The 16,418-nt window shown below is 70.1% G+C and carries 11 protein-coding genes; 1 reads left to right on the top strand and 10 read right to left on the bottom strand.

Annotated features, from left to right (window positions below; translation table 11 throughout):
- Positions 1–109: 109 nt before the first annotated feature.
- The 8 genes from WMF28_RS32045 to WMF28_RS32010 form a co-directional block, all read right to left on the bottom strand.
- A complete protein-coding gene (locus WMF28_RS32045; protein WP_437597205.1) occupies positions 110–580 on the bottom strand; it encodes a hypothetical protein in 471 nt (156 codons plus the stop codon).
- A gap of 286 nt (positions 581–866) precedes the next feature.
- Positions 867–1,943, bottom strand: a complete 1,077-nt coding sequence (locus WMF28_RS32040; protein ID WP_437597203.1) for a hypothetical protein — start codon at positions 1,941–1,943, stop codon at positions 867–869.
- A gap of 161 nt (positions 1,944–2,104) precedes the next feature.
- Positions 2,105–3,577, bottom strand: a complete 1,473-nt coding sequence (locus WMF28_RS32035) for a serine/threonine protein kinase (protein ID WP_437597202.1) — start codon at positions 3,575–3,577, stop codon at positions 2,105–2,107.
- Positions 3,571–4,599 (bottom strand): hypothetical protein, encoded by a 1,029-nt coding sequence (locus WMF28_RS32030; RefSeq protein ID WP_437597201.1) that lies wholly within the window; start codon positions 4,597–4,599, stop codon positions 3,571–3,573. The genes WMF28_RS32035 and WMF28_RS32030 overlap by 7 nt, the downstream gene beginning before the upstream one ends.
- 128 nt (positions 4,600–4,727) lie before the next feature.
- Positions 4,728–8,498 carry an ATP-dependent RNA helicase HrpA gene (gene hrpA, locus WMF28_RS32025; protein ID WP_437597200.1) on the bottom strand — a complete coding sequence of 1,257 codons (3,771 nt, stop codon included), beginning with the start codon at positions 8,496–8,498 and terminating at the stop codon, positions 4,728–4,730.
- 673 nt (positions 8,499–9,171) lie between these two features.
- On the bottom strand, positions 9,172–10,413 hold the full coding sequence (locus WMF28_RS32020) for an alpha/beta hydrolase-fold protein (RefSeq protein ID WP_437597199.1): 1,242 nt from the start codon (positions 10,411–10,413) through the stop codon (positions 9,172–9,174).
- A gap of 680 nt (positions 10,414–11,093) precedes the next feature.
- Positions 11,094–11,834 (bottom strand): NADPH-dependent FMN reductase, encoded by a 741-nt coding sequence (locus tag WMF28_RS32015; protein WP_437597198.1) that lies wholly within the window; start codon positions 11,832–11,834, stop codon positions 11,094–11,096.
- A 204-nt stretch (positions 11,835–12,038) separates the two neighbouring features.
- On the bottom strand, positions 12,039–13,109 hold the full coding sequence (locus tag WMF28_RS32010; RefSeq protein WP_437597197.1) for a hypothetical protein: 1,071 nt from the start codon (positions 13,107–13,109) through the stop codon (positions 12,039–12,041).
- A 31-nt stretch (positions 13,110–13,140) separates the two neighbouring features.
- Between WMF28_RS32010 and WMF28_RS32005 the strand changes: the two genes are divergently transcribed.
- Positions 13,141–15,237, top strand: a complete 2,097-nt coding sequence (locus WMF28_RS32005) for a hypothetical protein (RefSeq protein ID WP_437597196.1) — start codon at positions 13,141–13,143, stop codon at positions 15,235–15,237.
- Here the strand turns inward: WMF28_RS32005 and WMF28_RS32000 are convergent.
- Positions 15,210–15,449 carry a hypothetical protein gene (locus WMF28_RS32000; protein WP_437597195.1) on the bottom strand — a complete coding sequence of 80 codons (240 nt, stop codon included), beginning with the start codon at positions 15,447–15,449 and terminating at the stop codon, positions 15,210–15,212. The genes WMF28_RS32005 and WMF28_RS32000 overlap by 28 nt on opposite strands.
- 193 nt (positions 15,450–15,642) lie before the next feature.
- Positions 15,643–16,287: a hypothetical protein gene (locus WMF28_RS31995; RefSeq protein ID WP_437597194.1), complete on the bottom strand. Its 645-nt coding sequence runs from the start codon at positions 16,285–16,287 to the stop codon at positions 15,643–15,645.
- Between the last annotated feature and the right edge of the window lie 131 nt (positions 16,288–16,418).

Below are 16,418 nucleotides of genomic sequence, written 5' to 3'. Positions count from 1 at the left end.
GATCACGGCAGCGAGGTGTCGTTTCTCGTCTTGGTCATGGAAGTGTGGGAGGGCTGGTGCGCAGCGAGCACGCTAGAGCTCCATGCCGGTCCATGCAGGCAGTGCGTGCTCAGCCCTCGCGCGCCACGCGGATCGCCTCCGCCAGCTCCTCGGGCGTGACCTCCGGGTCCTGCAGCACCGCCGCCGCCCAGGCCGCGGCCTCGGCCGGCGTCCGAAAGATGTTCGGCACGGGCCCCTGCGTCCCGTGGGCCTGCAGCCGCATCATGATGGCGCGGACCGAGGCGGCGATGAACCCCTCGGCCTCGATGAGCGTGGCCATGCCCTTCAAGGAGCTCCCGGGAGCGCTCGCCGCCCGCTGCATCGCCGCCCGGCTCTCCTCGTCGGGCGGCCCGGTGTGCTGGGGGGGGAGCACGATCAGGAATGCTGCCCCTCCCGGCAGGCGCTCCGCCCAGGGCTGGAAGAGCGCCCGGGAACGCTCGATGCCGGCGACGCTGGCCTGCCCGTGCCAGACCAGCAGCATGATCCGCCGCCAGGTCGCCACCACGTATACATCCGTCTGCTCCAGCAGCGCGACCTTCACCGACCGGTCACCATCGCCCCCGATTGTCCTCCCCGCGGGGGGGCACCGCAAGGCCCCGGCGTGTCAGATCAGCCGCCCGGCGTCCAGCCGCGGCGACGCAGCTCCTCCTCCCAGAGGCTCGAAGCAACGACGGCGTGAGCCGCCCGTCGCGAGGCGTGGGCGCCGAGCGAGCCAGCCGAGCTTGGACGAGCTGAAGCCGCTGTGCCCGCTGCTTGCTGGATGCCGCCGCTCTCGCGGCGCTCAGCCCGCTCCGCGCCCATCACTCGGGGTTCGCCAGGCCGCCGGCTCACCGGCACGGCGCGCAGGCGCCGCCGCAATCCACACCGGCCTCGCCGGCGTTCATCACGCCGTCGGTGCACGACGGCTCCCGGCACATGCCCGCCCAGCAGGCGCCGCTCTCGCACTGCGTGCCCGCCCTGCATCCTTGAGCCGCCGGGCACAGCGGGCAGGGCAGCGCGCCACAGTCGACCCCCGTCTCATCCCCGTTCTGCGCGCCGTCATCGCACGTCGGCGCCGCGCAGCGACCTGCGCGGCAGACCTTGCTCTTGCAGTCGGCACCCGTTCCGCAGGCCTCGCCGGCGGTGCAGGGGCGGCACGGACCGCCGCAGTCCCTCGCGGTCTCCCCGAGCGCGGGATCGACAGCATCGTTCACGCAATGGGACGGCACGCACAGCACGCCGTCGCAGGCCAGGTTGTTGGGGCAGTCGTTCATGGTCACGTCGCCGCTGTAGCAAGCGACGCACGTGCCCGCATGGCACATCCTCTGTTGCTCGCCAGGACACACCACGCCTTCGGTCAGGGGCATGTTGACCGGCCCGCCGGCACCGCAGCTATCATACGTACACTGCTCACCGTCGTCGTAGACGTCGGACGGGTCCTCGAGCGCGATGATCTCGCCCGTGACCGTGCACTCCATCCGCTGGCAGTCGCCCCTCCGCTGAGAGGCGATCGGCCCCGGGTTGATCTCCACGGTGCACGCGCCCTCGACGCACCGCCCGGCGCCGCACTCGCGGCTCGGCGGCCCCGGGCACGCCGCGTCGCTCTTGCAGCCGGCGTCGACACCCCCGTCGGGCCCCACGTCAGGAGCGCACCCCGCCGTGCCCGGCGCGCACTCGGCGCACGGCCTGCACGAGAGGGCGCAGTCCGGATCCTTCGCGGCGTCGGGAGAGCAACAGATCCCTTGGCCCGGATCGATACACTGGCAACGATCGCTGAGACACGTGGCTCCGGGGATGTCCTGGTACTTCGTGTGGCAATCGGCCTTGTCCTCGCAGTAGCCTCCCAGAGAGGGAGAATCTCCGGCACAAGAGCCCACGAGCCACGCGGCGCCGGCGAGCACCACGCGGCGAAATAGAGTGTGCATGCGAACAGAGCCTCCGGGCGCCCGCCTTCGCTCGCCGGCAAAAAGACCAGCGAGGGTCGCGGACTGCCCTCTACACGACTCCTCCTATACAGCACCGCAGTCGCAGAAGCGCGTAAGAAATCGACAGAAGTCGCTGCTAAAAGGTGGAAACTTCGCGGGCGTCAACGGAACGTGTTGGAACGCGCGTCGGGCCAGGTGGCCCCGCACGTGTACCAGTCCGCGTCGCACGGCGGCAGCGGCTCTCCGGGGGGCGGCGAATCCGGCACCGGAGGAGGCGAGGGGACTATCCCCTCGCCGCGCGGGCGGGGAGGAGGTGCCGACTTCGAGCGGAGGGGGCGCTCCCGCGTGACGGCGGCCACCGCGTGGGGATCGGGCGGAGCCGGCGCAGCCTTCGGGCTCACCACGATGACGCGCGGGAGCCGCGCGACGGCCGGGGTACGGGCTGCCGACAGCGCGCCGGCATGGATCCCGCCGAGGAGCGCCGCCGCGAGGACCAGCCCGCCTGCTCCCAGGGCGAGCGCGACGCGAATCCGCCCCTCGCGCGGTGAACGGGCCGGCGGAGCTTGCACCGGGGGCGCCGACGCAGGCTCCGGCGAGGCCGGGGAGGGGGCCTCGCGCGGCAGCTCGGTCGCGAGCCCGGGCGTCGGCGCGGTCGCGGTCCCCGGCGTCGGCGCGGTCGGCGGCAGCGGCGTCTCGTCCGCGGCCGGCGGGCTCGCCGCGCCCGAGGGCCGCGCCGGCCGCTCGGCCGGCCGCGCTGGCCGCGCCGACCCCAGGCCGCGCGACGCCGGGGTCGCGCCGCGCACCCCGGAGCCGACGTCCTGCTTCACCTCGCCTTGCCAGCGACACCAGCCCTCGAGCGCGCCGTGCAGCGCCGCGATGAGCTCCGCCATGTCGCGGTACCGGGCGTCCGGGTGCCTCTCGGTCGCGCGCCTCACGACGCCCGCGACCACCGGCGGCAAGGGGACGAAGGTCTCGAGCGGCAGCGGCGTGGTGTTGAGGACGCAGCGGACGAGCTCCTCGGGCGCGCGCTCCGCGAACGGCCGGCGCAGCCCGATGAGCTCGTAGAGCACGAGGCCCAGCGCGTGCACGTCGGTCCGCTCGTCCAGGACCGCGGGCTCCGCGAGCTGCTCGGGCGCGCGGTACATCGCGGCGCTCGCCGCGTCCGCCGCGCTCAGGCCGAAGAGCTGCGCGAGGCCCAGGCCGGCGAGCTTGAACGAGCCGTCCTCGAGCAGGATCAAGGTCTCCGGGCAGAGGTCCCCGTGGAAGATCCCCGCCGCGTGCGCGGCTTTCAGGACCTCGGCGAACTCGGCGACCTGCGAGAGCGCCCACGGCGGAGTGATGTCCCTGGGGCGCTCCTCGAGGACGGCGCGCAGCGACCGGCCGTCGCACCGCTCGACCGCCACCCAGCAGAACGAGTCCCGGAGGCCGCCGTCGAGGACCCGCGGGACCTCCTCGATGCGCTGGCTCACGGCGCGCAGCCGAGCGAGGTCGTCGCGGAACCCGCCGGGAACCGCCTCGCTCACGTGGAGCAGCGCGTCCCTGCCGTCGCGATCGACGGCGGCATAGACGTCCACAGGGCCGCGACCCTGCAGCCGCTCGACGATCCGGTACCCCAGGCCAGACCCGTCTACCACGTCGCCTCCAGGTGGAGCCGCGTCCCCACCGCGGTCAGCCTGGGGCCGCGGCCCCTCGGGTAGAAGGCGTAGATCAGCGTCCCTGCGGCCAGGAGCGCGCCGGCCGTCAGCGCGACCGCGGCGCGCTCCTCGGCGAGCTCCATCGCGCTGTAGGCGCGCTGCGCGCGCTGGAGCTCCAGGCCGGCGATCCGGTAGCCTCCGTGGTTGCGCTCGAGCAGGTCGTTGAACCTGCGCTCGTGCTCGCCCGACCTCGCGAGCTGCACCGCGCCGAGCGTGACGCACCCGGCGGACGCGACGGCGCCCAGCACGATGAGCCCCGGCGAAGGCCCCGCACCCAGCCCGACCGGCGCCGGTGGGCGCGGCGCCGGCGCGCGCGGCGCGACCGGCGCGCCCGGCTCGGCCCGCGCCGGCGGGCGCGCCTCCGCCTGTCCGGTGTCCGTCGCCACAGCGAGATCGAGGACGACCTCGCGCACTTCCCCCGCGCGCACCTCCACGGAGGTCTCCTTCGCCGCCTCGCCGAGCGCCGCTCGAACGCGGTGCGAGCCCGGCGCGACGAACACCGCGCGCCCGAGCGGCGCCCGTCCCACAGGCCGGTCGTCGACCGACAGCTCCGCGCCCAGGGGCACGGCGAAGGTCAGCGCGCCGACCGCCTGCGTCGCCCGCGCGAGGTCCAGCGCCCGGCTCTGGTACCGCTCACGCGCGCCGGCGTCCGCCGGCGCCGGCGCCGGCGCCCTCTCCAGACACGCCGTGAGGAACTCGGCCGCTCTTGGCATGTCCCCGACGCGGAACGAGAGCTGCCCGACGTTGCACGCCGCCATCTCCGAGGGATCGAGCTGCCAGATCTGCAACCACATGTCCCGCGCCTCCGCCAGGCGACCCTCCGCGACCGCCCGGTCCGCCGAGCGCTGGAGTCGACCCTGGGGCCCGCTCGAGGGGCTGTCCGCGCGACCGACGGAAGGCACGAGGACCAGCGCCAGCAGGAGCAACGACCGGACGAGCGCTCGCAGGACCGTGATGTTCACCAGGAGCTACATACCAAAAACAGATCACGCGGAGGGGAGCTCGCTGGGAATCATCGAAAACATCAGGTGAGTGGAAAATCGAGCCATCTCAACGTAATGCTCCCCAAATCTCTCTGGCTCCGCCCCCGCTACCCCAGCAGTCGCTTCCATTGCTCCGAGAGCCGCTGCGTCGAGACCGGGACTGCCGCCTTCAGCTCGGGCGCGAAGAGCGACACCCGGAGCTCCTCTATCAACCAGCGGAACGACTCCAGCTCTTCCGCGGGCACCCCCTTCTCGCGGAGCGCCTGCTGGTGCTTGAGGTAGTCCTGCCAGAACGGCAGCACCTGCGCGGCCTTGGCCTGGTCCTTCTGCGGTCCGTTGGGCAGCCGCTCCAGCCGGATCTGGATGGCGCGCAGGTAGCGCGGCAGGTGCGCGAGCCGGTCGAGCGGGGCGCGCGAGAAGAGCCCGACCGGCAGCAGGAAGTCGACCTGCGTGCGCGCGTCGTCGAGCGACGGCCTCGGCGAGCCCGGCTTCCCCGTCATCGACCGGAGCATCGACTGCACGCGATCGAGCTCGACGCCGATGTCGCGCGCCAGCCCCGAGAGCCTCCCCAGCACGCCTTGCAGCGACCGCCGGCCCTCGTCGAGGCGCGCCTGGAACGCGGCCCGGGTCCTCGGGAACGACGCGGGATCGCCGAGCTGGAACGCCTCGTCGAGCGCGCGCAGCGCGATCTGCCGGGCGAGACCCGGCTCGCCTGGAGCCACCCTGGCGCCGAGCCCGCTCACGGCCACGGCGCTGCGCAGCGGCTGCTCGAGCTGGCTCATCTTGCTCCCGAGCTGCAGCAAGATGAGCCGCCGCAGCCCGGCGCGCGTGGCCTCGGCCGCCGCCGCCCTCGAGGCGAGCACGCGCACCGAGACGGAGGTCTCGTTGTCGACGAGCGCCGGATAGCCGAGCACCCGCTGTCCCCCGGCGTCGACCTGCACGCCCTCGGGCAGCGCGTCGATCGCGAACGACGTGAGTCCGTCCCGCTCCAGACCCGCCTTGCCGACCTTCGCCCAGGCCTCGCGCGCCCGGCCGGACAGGCGCTCCTTGAGCTCCCGCAGGCCGCGCCCCTCCCCGATCACCCGGCCGTCCTCGCCGAGCACGCGGAAGTAGAAGCGCAGGTAGGGCGGGAGATCCTCGGGCCGGAACGCGTCCGCCGGCACGCGCTCGCCGGTGCGGTCCTCGACGGCGCGCGCGAGCGCGGGCCGCATCGGGCCCTGGAACGGCCGCAGATCCGCCGCGATCTCCCGGGCGGTCTCCCGGAGAGGGACCAGCGCCTTGCGGAGCGACTTCGGCAGCGACTCGAGCAGCAGGGTGATCTTCTCGACGTGCCACCCGGGGATCGTCCACTCGAGCTCGTCCGGATCCGCCTGCGGCAGGAGCACGAGCGGCAGAGACAGCGAGACGCCGTCGTCGTCCTCGCCGGGATCGAAGCGGTAGGAGAGCGGCACGGCCGCGCCATGGAGGTCGAGCGCGTCAGGGAAGCGCTCGGGCGAGAGCTCGGCGGCGTCGTCGAGCAGGACGTCGGCGAGCGACAGGTGCAGCACCCGCGGGTCCTTCTCCTCGGCCTCCTTCCGCCACGCCTCGAACGTCTTGCCGCTGTAGACCCCCTCGGGCACGCGCCGGTCGAAGAAGAGCTCGAGTGCGTGCTCGTCGGCCAGCATCTCGCTCCGCCTCGCCTTGTCGCGCAGCCGACTGACCTCCTCGAAGAGCCGGCGGTTCGCCTCCATGAACGCCCCGCGCGTCGTGTATTCCTGCCGGACCAGCGCGTGGAGCAGGAAGATCTGGCGCGCCGACCTCGGATCGATCGGCCCGTAATCGACCCTGCGGTCGCGCGCGATCGGCAGGCCGTACAGCGTCACCTGCTCCTTGGCCATCACGGCCGCCGGCTTCGCGGCCCAGTGAGGATCGCCGTAGCTGCGCTTGCAGAGCGCCCCGGCCGCGGCCTCGATCCACGCGGGATCGAGGCCCGCCGCCATCCGGGCGAAGAGCTGCGATGTCTCGACCAGCTCGGCGGCCATGATCCACGCGGGCGGCTTCCTGGCGAGGCCCGACGAGGGGTGCAGCTGGAAGCGGGTCTGTCGGGCGCCGAGATACACCCTGTTCTCCTGGTTCCACATGCCGATCCGGCTGAGCAGGCCGGGCAGGAGCGCGCGGTGGATGGCGTCGCCCTTCGCGGGCGTGCCGTTCGGCGAGAAGCCCATCTCCCGCGTGATGCGGCTGAGCTGCCGGTGCACGTCGACCCACTCGCGCATGCGGAGGTACGACACGAATTGATCGCGGCACGCCTTCCTCAGCTGGTTCTGGGTCAACCGGCCCTGCGCGTCCTGATAGAAGCTCCACAGCTTCAGGAGCCCCACGAAGTCCGATGTCTCGTCCTTGAACTTCCGGTGCGCGTCGTCGGCCTGCCTCTGCGCGGAGAGCGGCCGCTCCCGCGGATCCTGCACCCCGAGCGCGGCGGCGATGATCAGCACCTCGGCGAGCGCCCCCTCGCCCTCGCCGCCGAGGACCATCCGGCCGAGCCGCGGGTCGAGCGGCAGCCGCGCGAGCTTCCGGCCGATGTCGGTGAGCGCGCCCGCGTCGTCGAGCGCGCCGAGCTCCTCGAGGACCCGGTAGCCCTCGTCCACCGCCCGCTTCGACGGCGCGTCGAGGAACGGGAAATCCTCGATGGCGCCGAGCCCGAGCGACTTCATCGTGAGGATGACGCCCGAGAGGCCGACGCGCAGGACCTCCGGATCGGTGTAAGAAGGCCTCGCCTGATAGTCCTGCTCGGCGTAGAGCCGGAAGCACACGCCGCTCTGCACGCGGCCCGCGCGCCCCTTGCGCTGATCGGCGCTCGCGCGCGAGATGGGCTCGATCTGGAGCTGGGTGACGCCCGTGCGGGGGCTGTACCGGTTCACGCGGGCGAGCCCCGAGTCGACGACATACACGATGCCTGGGATGGTCAGCGAGGTCTCCGCCACGTTGGTCGCGAGCACGATCCGCCGCCCCGGCAGCGACTGGAACACGCGCTGCTGGTCGCCCTGAGGGAGCCGCCCGTAGAGCGGCAAGAGGGTCGTGTGCGGCAGGCCGTGGCGCTCCAGCTCGGCCATCGTGTCGTTGATCTCCCGCTCGCCGGGGAGGAAGACGAGGATATCCCCGCGCGGATCGATCGCGGTGATCTCCTCGACGGTGTTGGCGACCGCATCGGCGATCTCCGCCTCGCCGCTCTCGGGGGGACGGTGGATGACCTCCACGGGGTACGTGCGGCCGGAGACCTCGATGACGGGCGCGCCGTCGAAGAAGGCCGCGAACCGGTCGGTCTCGAGCGTCGCGGAGCTGATGATGACGCGGAGATCCGGCCGCCTCGGCAAGAGGCGTTTGAGGTACCCGAGCAGGAAGTCGATGTTGAGGCTGCGCTCGTGGGCCTCGTCGATGATGAGCGTGTCGTAGTCCGAGAGCCGCGCGTCGCCCTGCATCTCGGCGAGGACGATGCCGTCGGTCATGTACTTGACGTAGGTGGTCGGGCTCGTCCTGTCCGAGAAGCGGATCTTGTAGCCGACCTCCTTGCCCAGCTCGACGCCGAGCTCCTTGGCGACCCGGGTGGCGACGCTCGTGGCGGCGATGCGGCGCGGCTGCGTGACGCCGATCCGGGCGGTGAGCCCGCGGCCCATGGCCAGGCAGATCTTCGGGAGCTGCGTGGTCTTGCCCGAGCCTGTCTCGCCCGCGACGATCACCACCTGGTGCGCCTCGATGGCCCGGGCGATGTCGCGCACCCGCGCCGAGATGGGCAGCTCCTCGGGAAACCGCACCGGGCTCGCGGTCGGGGGCGGGGGAGAGGTCCGGCCGCCGGGGGCGGCCGGCGTGGGGGAGGGCTCTTGCGGAACGCGGGTGCTCACGGTGCGCGAGGGGGTAGCACCTCCCGCCGCGGCGCGCCGTTCGAAGCCGTGCGCTCGCCACACCGCACGCCCTGTCGAGGGACCCCTGCGGACGACAAAGGGGCGCATCGGCGTGGCGCGGGCACACATCGCCCTCCGGGCGTTGGTCTGGCCCGGGATGTTCTTGCGGCTACGCGGCGTCTCCGAGCGCCTTGCGGCGCAGGACGGTGCTCTTCAACGCTCGGGGCTCCGGGTCGCCTGCGGCGCCCTGCGCCCCGAACCCCCAGTAGGGCGGCCCTCGGTTGGGGGAGCGGCACGGCGCGGTGCCCCGCTCCGAGGCGCCGCGCCGTGCCGCTCACCCGCACCGAGGGCAACCGCTTCGGCGAACCCCTCAGGGCACTATGGGTACTTCGGGATCACCGGAAACTCTGATGCCCTCGAACGCTTCCGCTACGAGGTCACCTGCGCGTGGCGGAGATGGCTTGACCGCCGCTCGCAACGCGCACGGGTAGATTGGGCGCGAATGAACGACCTGTTGAAGCGTTATCCGCTTCCGCAGCCGAGCCTCTCGCCCATTTCAACCAATTTATCCAGGCATCCAAGGCGCCGCCTTCGCACGCTGTGCCCTCCACGGGCCCTCCATGGCGCATCCGCCGTCTTCTACGCTGTGCGAGCTCGAGCGACGCTCGGCCGCTCAGCCTCGATTCCGTCTTGCTCGCGCTCTGAAGAGGACGGCTCCGATTGCCGCAAGGAGGATCCCGAAGCGCCAAGGCGGCGTTCCGGGTTCGGACCCGGGGACCGAGCAGCTGCAGCCAGAGTCTTCCGTCGGGGGCGTATCTTGGTCGGTGCCGCCGCTCGCACTGCTCGAAACCTGCCCGCCAGTCGCTGCAGAACCGCCTGTCGTGACGGCACCACCTCCGGTCACGCCCCCGCCGTCTCCGCTTCCGTCCCCTGCACTCCCGCCGTTGCCCGTGGCCTCACCGGCCCCACCGGCTCCACCGGCCCCACCGGCTCCACCGGCCCCACCGGCTCCACCGGCCCCACCGGCTCCACCGGCCCCACCGGCCCCATCGGCCCCACCGGCGCCCGTCGCACCCCCGTCGAGGAAAATGCGTTGGGCGAAGTTGTAAAAGCTGCGGTTCCAGACGGTCTTGGTATGGCCTTCGTTCGGCTCGATCTGGTAAATATGGTCGATGTTGTTCTGATCCAGGAAGTTGTGATAATTTTCGCTATTGCCGATCAGGCCGTCTGTACTGCCGCAAGAGATGAAGATGAGCTTCACGTTGTCCTTGACCGCAGCCACATTCTTGATGGTCTGACTTGGCTGCTGGGTATTGGGCGCAGCCGAATACGGTCCGATGTAATGGAAGACATCGGTATTGGGGAACCCGAAGTTGAAGGTCTGCCCCCCGCCCATTGACAGGCCGGAGATGGCCCGCGAATCGGCGTCGGTGGCGGCGGAATAAGTCTCCTCGACCCAGGGGATCAGGTCGTGGAGCAGGACGTCCCCGAAGTTTGCGAAGCGCGCGAAATCGTCCGCTCCGTCCATCTTGCCGCTGGGCATCACAACGATCATGGGTTTGGCCATCTGCTTCGAGTACAGATAGTCCATGATATTGTCGGCATTGCCTTCGTTGCTCCCCTGGCCGATCCAGGAGACCTCATTGCCGCCGATTCCATGATGCAGGTAAACGACAGGATATTTCTGGCTCGTCGAATACCCTGGCGGCGTATAAACCGTCACCTTCCGCATTCCGTAGTTTCGGGTCGGATAGCTGACGGAGACGTCCACCTTCCCATGGGGAATGCTGGCGTCCCTGGCATCGAAACCCCTGGGCGGAAGGGGAAGACCAGCGGGGTCGCTGGCATACACCGCGGCGGGGAGGACAGAGATGACCGAGAACGAAAGGACAGCAGGCCAGTTCTTTAAGAGCATGAGGCCCTCCAACGTGCGTAAAAGTCAAACTCGAGTTCCATGGCCCGCGCTAGTTCCATGGCCCGCGCTACAAGTGCGTTGGCGCATTTTGCATTGTCACCGTGGTGTCCCAAGCAAGCGGCACGTGCCGACGCACGGGTCGCGCGCCGCGCTGCAGCTGGCATGCAAAACTACGCCTCAGGCGTTCCGAGGACCAACAGGGCGAGGAAATCCAATCGCGATCCGAGGAGCTAGAGAATCCAAACGCGATCCGAATGTCAAGCTCCTCTTTGTGAACGTTCTCATCGTACAGCCACGCCGCACGTGCCGGTTGATATAGGAAACCTTCGCGATTCGCTTCCCTCCTGGAAAAGTGACGCTGTACCAACAACTTATCCGTGCGGGCACGCGTGCCAGGGGCGGCTCGCGCCCCATACGCCGCGTTGCCTCCCTCTGGGAAAGCGGTCAAGGGACGAGGAGCTCGAAACGTTTCGGAGAGGACAGGCTTCGTGCCCTCCCAGGCGACGAGGGCCTGCTTCGTGAGATTAGAGCGCCTCTCAAAACCTCCCGTCGCCAGGCAGCCGAGAGCGGGCGCATCGCGTCGTTGCTCCTCGTCGCCCTACTTCAGTAGGGCTCCTCGTCGCGCCTAGCGCTGCACCCACCCTCGGCTGCCTGGCTCGGTCCGGTTTTGTTCGGCGCTCTTAATGTCTGTCCGTTTTTCGCCACCCTTGCCCTAAACGTAGACTTCGGTGCGCCTGGCGAAGCCTGGAGCAGAGCGGAGCGGGGGCGTCGGGCAGTCGGAGTGCCGCAGTATGAGCGAAGAAGTGGGGGAACCGACCCAAGGGACCCCGCAGAGCAAAGGGCGGCACCGGAACACGGATCCTCTCGCCGGCCTGCTTCGCCTGGACGATCGCCTGAGCGAACCACAGGTACTCGTCGAGGAATCTGTCCGCCGCCTTCCCGACCTGCTCGCTCCTGAGCTGGAGCGACTCGTCGAAGACGTTCTGGACCTCCGGGACGAGCAGCTTCAGCGGCAGCGGGAATGCTCCCAGGCTCAGGATCACGTGCTGGAGCTGCGTCGAGGCGTTGATGCCCCCGAGCTTCCCCGCGGAGACCGCGACCACGCCGATCGGCTTCTTGTTGAACTCCTCCCAGAAATAGTCGAGGGCGTTCTTCAACACGCCCGAGAAGCTCCCGTGGTACTCCGGCGTCACGAACACGAGCGCGTCCGCCCTGCGGAATTGCGCGCTCAGCGCCTGAACCGTCGCCTGGAGCTGCGGGGAGCGACCCGACCGGTCCTCCAGGATGGGCAACGGCGTCTCCGCCAGATCGATCAGGTCGGCCTCGGCGCCCCGCTCCCGGAGCTTCCGCTCCAGGTGATGGGCGATCTTGTGCGACTGTCTCCCGCTCCTCACGCTGCCGGTCAAGATGGCTACCTTCATGGTCGTGCTCCCTGGGAGGACGATCTCCCGATGCGACGAGGGTAAACCCGGGATGTCCGTTTGCTGGAGGCGGCGCCAATACATTGGACAATGGTCAATCCGTCGTCAGGGGTACGCCCCCGCGAGCGCTCGACTTCGCCGTGGCGCTCGTCCCCGCGTCGGCCATCGACGACTCGGACCCGAACAACATCCAGATCGCCGGGCTCACGTGGGCGGAGCGCAACGACGTGTGCGCAGGCCCGGCGCGTTCCCGGCGAGAATCACGCTTCCGTCTCCGTCTACCGCGATGCCAGCAAGGCACTCATTGAAGCTCGAGGCCGATCTATCATGGACAGGAGCGGTCCATTCCTGATTCCAGAGAGGGTTTCCCAAGGCGTCCAACCGCGCGAGGAGGAACCGCGCGAATTTGCCTGACCCGTCATCGACGATGTCCGAGTCGTCGGCCGCGATCACAATTTGCCCTGAAGGGTCGACGGCCATGATGGCGCCTGGCATGTACCTGCCGCTGCGGCGGGGGGAGAACTTGCTCCAGACGAAATGTCCCATCGCATCGAACTTCGCCACGTAGCCGCTCGTCGGGTCGTAGTCACTCTCACTCCGCGGTAGCAGACCTCCCCCGAGATCGAAGTCCCCGTAGTATCTTCCCGTGAACACCACGCTGCCCGTCGTCGGATCCACCGCGATGGAACTGATGTGCCAATCTGCTTCATGCCCGGCGTTGAGGCGCTCGCTCCAGAGGGGGTTGCCGGCGCTGTCGACTTTGTCCAGGAACATGTCGAACCAGGACGAGGTCACGTGCCTGCGTACGAGGAACATGTTGCAGTCCGCGTCGAAGGCGATGTGATTGCCGGCCTGCGGGATCGAATCATCGCCGAAGAGCTTGCTGATGGTGTGGTTGCCGGCGGCATCGTACTTTGCCAAGAGGGCGTCGTCCGTTCCCCCGGACCGGAGCACGCCGCCGCCCATGTCGACGTCCGACGCCGTGTACCCTGTCATGCCGAGGTTGCCGGATGGATCAAAGGCGATGCCCCTGATCCCCAGCGGAGAGGTGCCGCTCGTCGCCGGCCAGTCGTAGCGTCGTCCTCTCGGGGCGACGGCGCTCGTAGACGGCATCGCCAGCTGCGGCTTGGTCTGGAACGCTGCTCGCGGAAGTTGTTTCTGCTCGGCGGACGAACGTCGACAGTGCGGCCGGATCGTGCAACCAGCCTGGCCAGCGCGACATTCGGCGATCGCGCAGGAGGCCGCGGCCGCGCCGGCCCGACGATTTCGGACCATCTCGGTCGGATTCTTCGCTTACGATGGGGCGATGCGGCGCCCTTATGGTCCTCTTCTCGTCTTCGTTCTGCTGGCCTCCTTGGCGGAGGGTTGCAGCTGCTCCGAGCCCCCGCCGCCCGAGCCCGTCTGCACCGCCGGCGAGACGCTGCCGTGCTACGGGGGCCCGGCCGGGACCGCGGGGGTCGGGATCTGCCGCGCCGGGACCAGGGCGTGCCTCGCCGACGGGTCGGGCTTTGAAGAGACCTGCGCGGGCGAGATCAAGCCCGAGCTCGAAAGCTGCAGCACGCCCGAGGACGACGATTGCAACGGCCTGGCCAACGACGGGTGCGCCTGCGAGCCGGGCCAGGTGACGGCGTGTTACACCGGGCCGGCGGGCACGCAGGGCGTTGGCGTCTGCAAGGCGGGCAGCGCGGCGTGCTTGCCCTCGGGCCAATCCTTCGGCGATTGCGTGGGCGAAGTCACCCCGGCGCCCCAGGACGATTGCGCAACGGTCGAGGACGAGAATTGTGACGGCGAGGTCAATGAGCCCGCTTCGGGGTGTGTCTGCGCGCCGTCCACCAAGGAGGCCTGCTACAGCGGCCCGACCGGCACCGAGGGCGTCGGCGCGTGCAAAGCTGGCGAGCGCGCGTGCCTTCCCTCGGGGACCGGCTTCGGCCCTTGTGCGGGCGAGGTCGTGCCCGCGGCCGAGGATTGCACCACGCCCGAGGACGAGAACTGCGACGGCCAGGTCAACGAGGCGTCGTCGGCGTGCTCGTGCGTGCCGGGCGCGACCGAGGCCTGCTACGGCGGCCCGCCGGGCACCGCGGGCGTCGGCATCTGCAAAGAGGGCGTCCGGACCTGCCTTCCGGCGGGCGACGGCTGGGGGCCCTGCGCCGGCGAGCAGCCTCCGATGCCCGAGAATGCCGCGTCGCTCCCGGACGAGAGCTGCTCCTCCGATGCTGGCGAGACGCTCTGGAAGCTGGCTCTCCCGCGGAGCGGGCTGAAGCTCGCGGTCGACGGGGGCGGCAGCGCCGTGGTCCTCATGAACCGCCAGCAGGCCGCCGTCGCCGGCTACGAACCGGTCAATCCCGCGTCGTACCCGCAGATCCTCGTGGCGCGCTTCGGGCCGGACGGCTCCTTTCTGTGGGGGAAAGAGGCCTACGGCAACGAGATCCCCTTCACCACGTCGTTCTCCTATCAGCTCGTCGCGGGCGCGAACGGGCACATCGCCCTCACGGTCCCCGTCTTCGAGATGTCAGCCGCCGCGTTCGGCCAGAGCCCGATCCACACCGCGGGGAGGGAGACGTTCCGCGTCATCTATTCGGTCGATCCGAGCGGCGCGCTGCTCTACGCGGTGGACGCGCCCAGGCTCCACGCCTTCGAGGACAAGAACGCTCCGCACGCGATCGCCGCCGGCGTCGACGGGAGCGTCTTCTACGCGAACGGCTTCTATTCGAACGCGCACGTCATCAAGTACGACCCTTCCGGGGCCGTCGCCTGGGATAGAGCGAACACCGGGACCCCGTCATCGGTCGCCCTCGCGGCCGTGCCCGACGGCGGCGTCGTGCTCGCGATCACCGAGGCATGGGAGGTTGATCTAGGGTGCGGTCCGGTGCCTCCCCTGTCGGCCGGCAACCGGGATCTCGTGCTGGCCCGCTACGACGCCGCGGGGAATTGCCAGTGGTCGACGCGGCCGGGCCCCGAGTACGAAGCCTACGCCCTGTCGGTCGGGGGAGGCTTCATCGGGGTCGTGACGATCGACGGCTTTCTTCGGGTGTCCCTCGCCGACGGCTCGACCCTCGTCGAGGACGCGGCGCCCACGGGGCTCACCTATACGGACCGGACGTCGGCGCCCATCGGCGGAGACGCGATCTTCGCCATGTTCGCGAGCGCGGGGACCACTGATTTCGGCCTCGGGCCGCAGCCTCCCTACGGGGGAAGCGCCACGGGTAATTTCTACGTGATGCGCGAGGTCGGCGCGACGCGCTGGGCGAGGTCGCCCGGGCCGGCGTTCAGCCTCTCGCGCGTCGGGGCCCGCGCCGGAGGGTTCGTCTATGCGACGCTCACCGCGACCAACCAGCTCGACCTCGACGGCGTGATCGAGTCGATCGACGGGACGAGCTACTTTCTGGTGCGCATGGCGTACTGAGATCCGGGCCGCTCGGCGGCGCGGGCATCCCGGCGCGCTTCCTTCTCCCCCTGGTCGACCCGGACATCCAGATCGCGGGCCTTGACGATCCCATCCAGGTCGACCTTGCTCGAGCGCGCACGAGCCGAGGTCGTAATTGCAGCCCACACGGATGCCGCGGCCGGCCGCCGCTGCGCCCCCGGCGGGATCGAGGAGAGCCGCGCGCCGATCATTGTTCGATTGATGCCGCCATGTGAACGATCACAATCAGCGGCGGTCAGGGTAGCTCGGGCAGCACCTTCCGCGCGAGCAGCAGCGGCGGCGGCCCCGGGTTTCAGCCCTGTCCCACGAGCGGGGATCCGTGCAGCGGCCTGGCGTTCGTTGACTCGATGACGTGGGGCGTTCCGGTTGACAGGGCGTATCCCGTCAGGAGAGCACTTCGGTGGCCGTCTTCGCCCCGAGGACGTTCTCGATCCAGCGGTCGAGGGTCGCGACGTCCGTGCATGCCTGGATGCGCGCGCTCTCGTCCTCGGTGAGCACGATCCCTGCACGCGCAAGCAGCCGCAGCAGCGTGTCCCTCTTGCCCTCACGGATGCCCTCGAGCTTGCCGCGATCGACGAGCTTCTGCACGAACGGAGGAAACGTCGCCTCGCCCTCGATCTGCCGTTCCATGACCAATGCCTCCAGAGCCTGCCTCATGGGCTCACGCAACCCGTTCCAGATGAGCTGAAAATAGACCATCGCGTGCGCCTGGTCGAGCCGGCCGAGGCCGGCGAGCGCCGCCTGGACCACGGTGAGCCCGCTCGGCCCGTTGCCGTGCGCCACCGCCGACAGCACGGCGAGCTCCGTCTCCTTCTCCGCGTCGGCCGGGTCGATGATCTCGGGGACCACCGACGGACCGAGCACCAGCGGCTCGACGTTGCCGCGACCCAGGCCGAGATCGATGTTCTCCGCGGCCCAGGCAGCCACGCCGGCGTCCGGCGCGACCACCAGGACGATCGTGCCGCAGCGCTTCCTGGCGCGCACGACCGCGACGTACGACGGCCACGAGAACTTCTTGTCCGGGTCCACGTCGCGTGCGCCGCGGCATCGTGAACGCCGAAATCGCGGCATCGTGAACACCCAGATCGCAGCATCGTGAACGCTCGTTTCGCGATGGTGAGCGCCCGTCTCGCCGCCGCGTGAACGTAGCATCACCTGAC

The sequence above is a fragment of the Sorangium sp. So ce590 genome (genome assembly GCF_051521365.1).
GTDB lineage: Bacteria > Myxococcota_A > Polyangia > Polyangiales > Polyangiaceae > Sorangium.
Note: the sequence above shows the minus strand (reverse complement) of the source record. Positions and strands in the feature narration are given on the sequence as shown.

Coding starts and splice junctions, on each gene's coding strand:
- WMF28_RS32040 (WP_437597203.1), bottom strand. CDS start 1,943: ATGCACACTCTATTTCGCCGCGTGGTGCTCGCCGGCGCCGCGTGGCTC.
- WMF28_RS32020 (WP_437597199.1), bottom strand. CDS start 10,413: ATGCTCTTAAAGAACTGGCCTGCTGTCCTTTCGTTCTCGGTCATCTCT.
- WMF28_RS32015 (WP_437597198.1), bottom strand. CDS start 11,834: ATGAAGGTAGCCATCTTGACCGGCAGCGTGAGGAGCGGGAGACAGTCG.
- WMF28_RS32010 (WP_437597197.1), bottom strand. CDS start 13,109: ATGGTCCGAAATCGTCGGGCCGGCGCGGCCGCGGCCTCCTGCGCGATC.
- WMF28_RS32005 (WP_437597196.1), top strand. CDS start 13,141: ATGCGGCGCCCTTATGGTCCTCTTCTCGTCTTCGTTCTGCTGGCCTCC.
- WMF28_RS32000 (WP_437597195.1), bottom strand. CDS start 15,449: ATGATCGGCGCGCGGCTCTCCTCGATCCCGCCGGGGGCGCAGCGGCGG.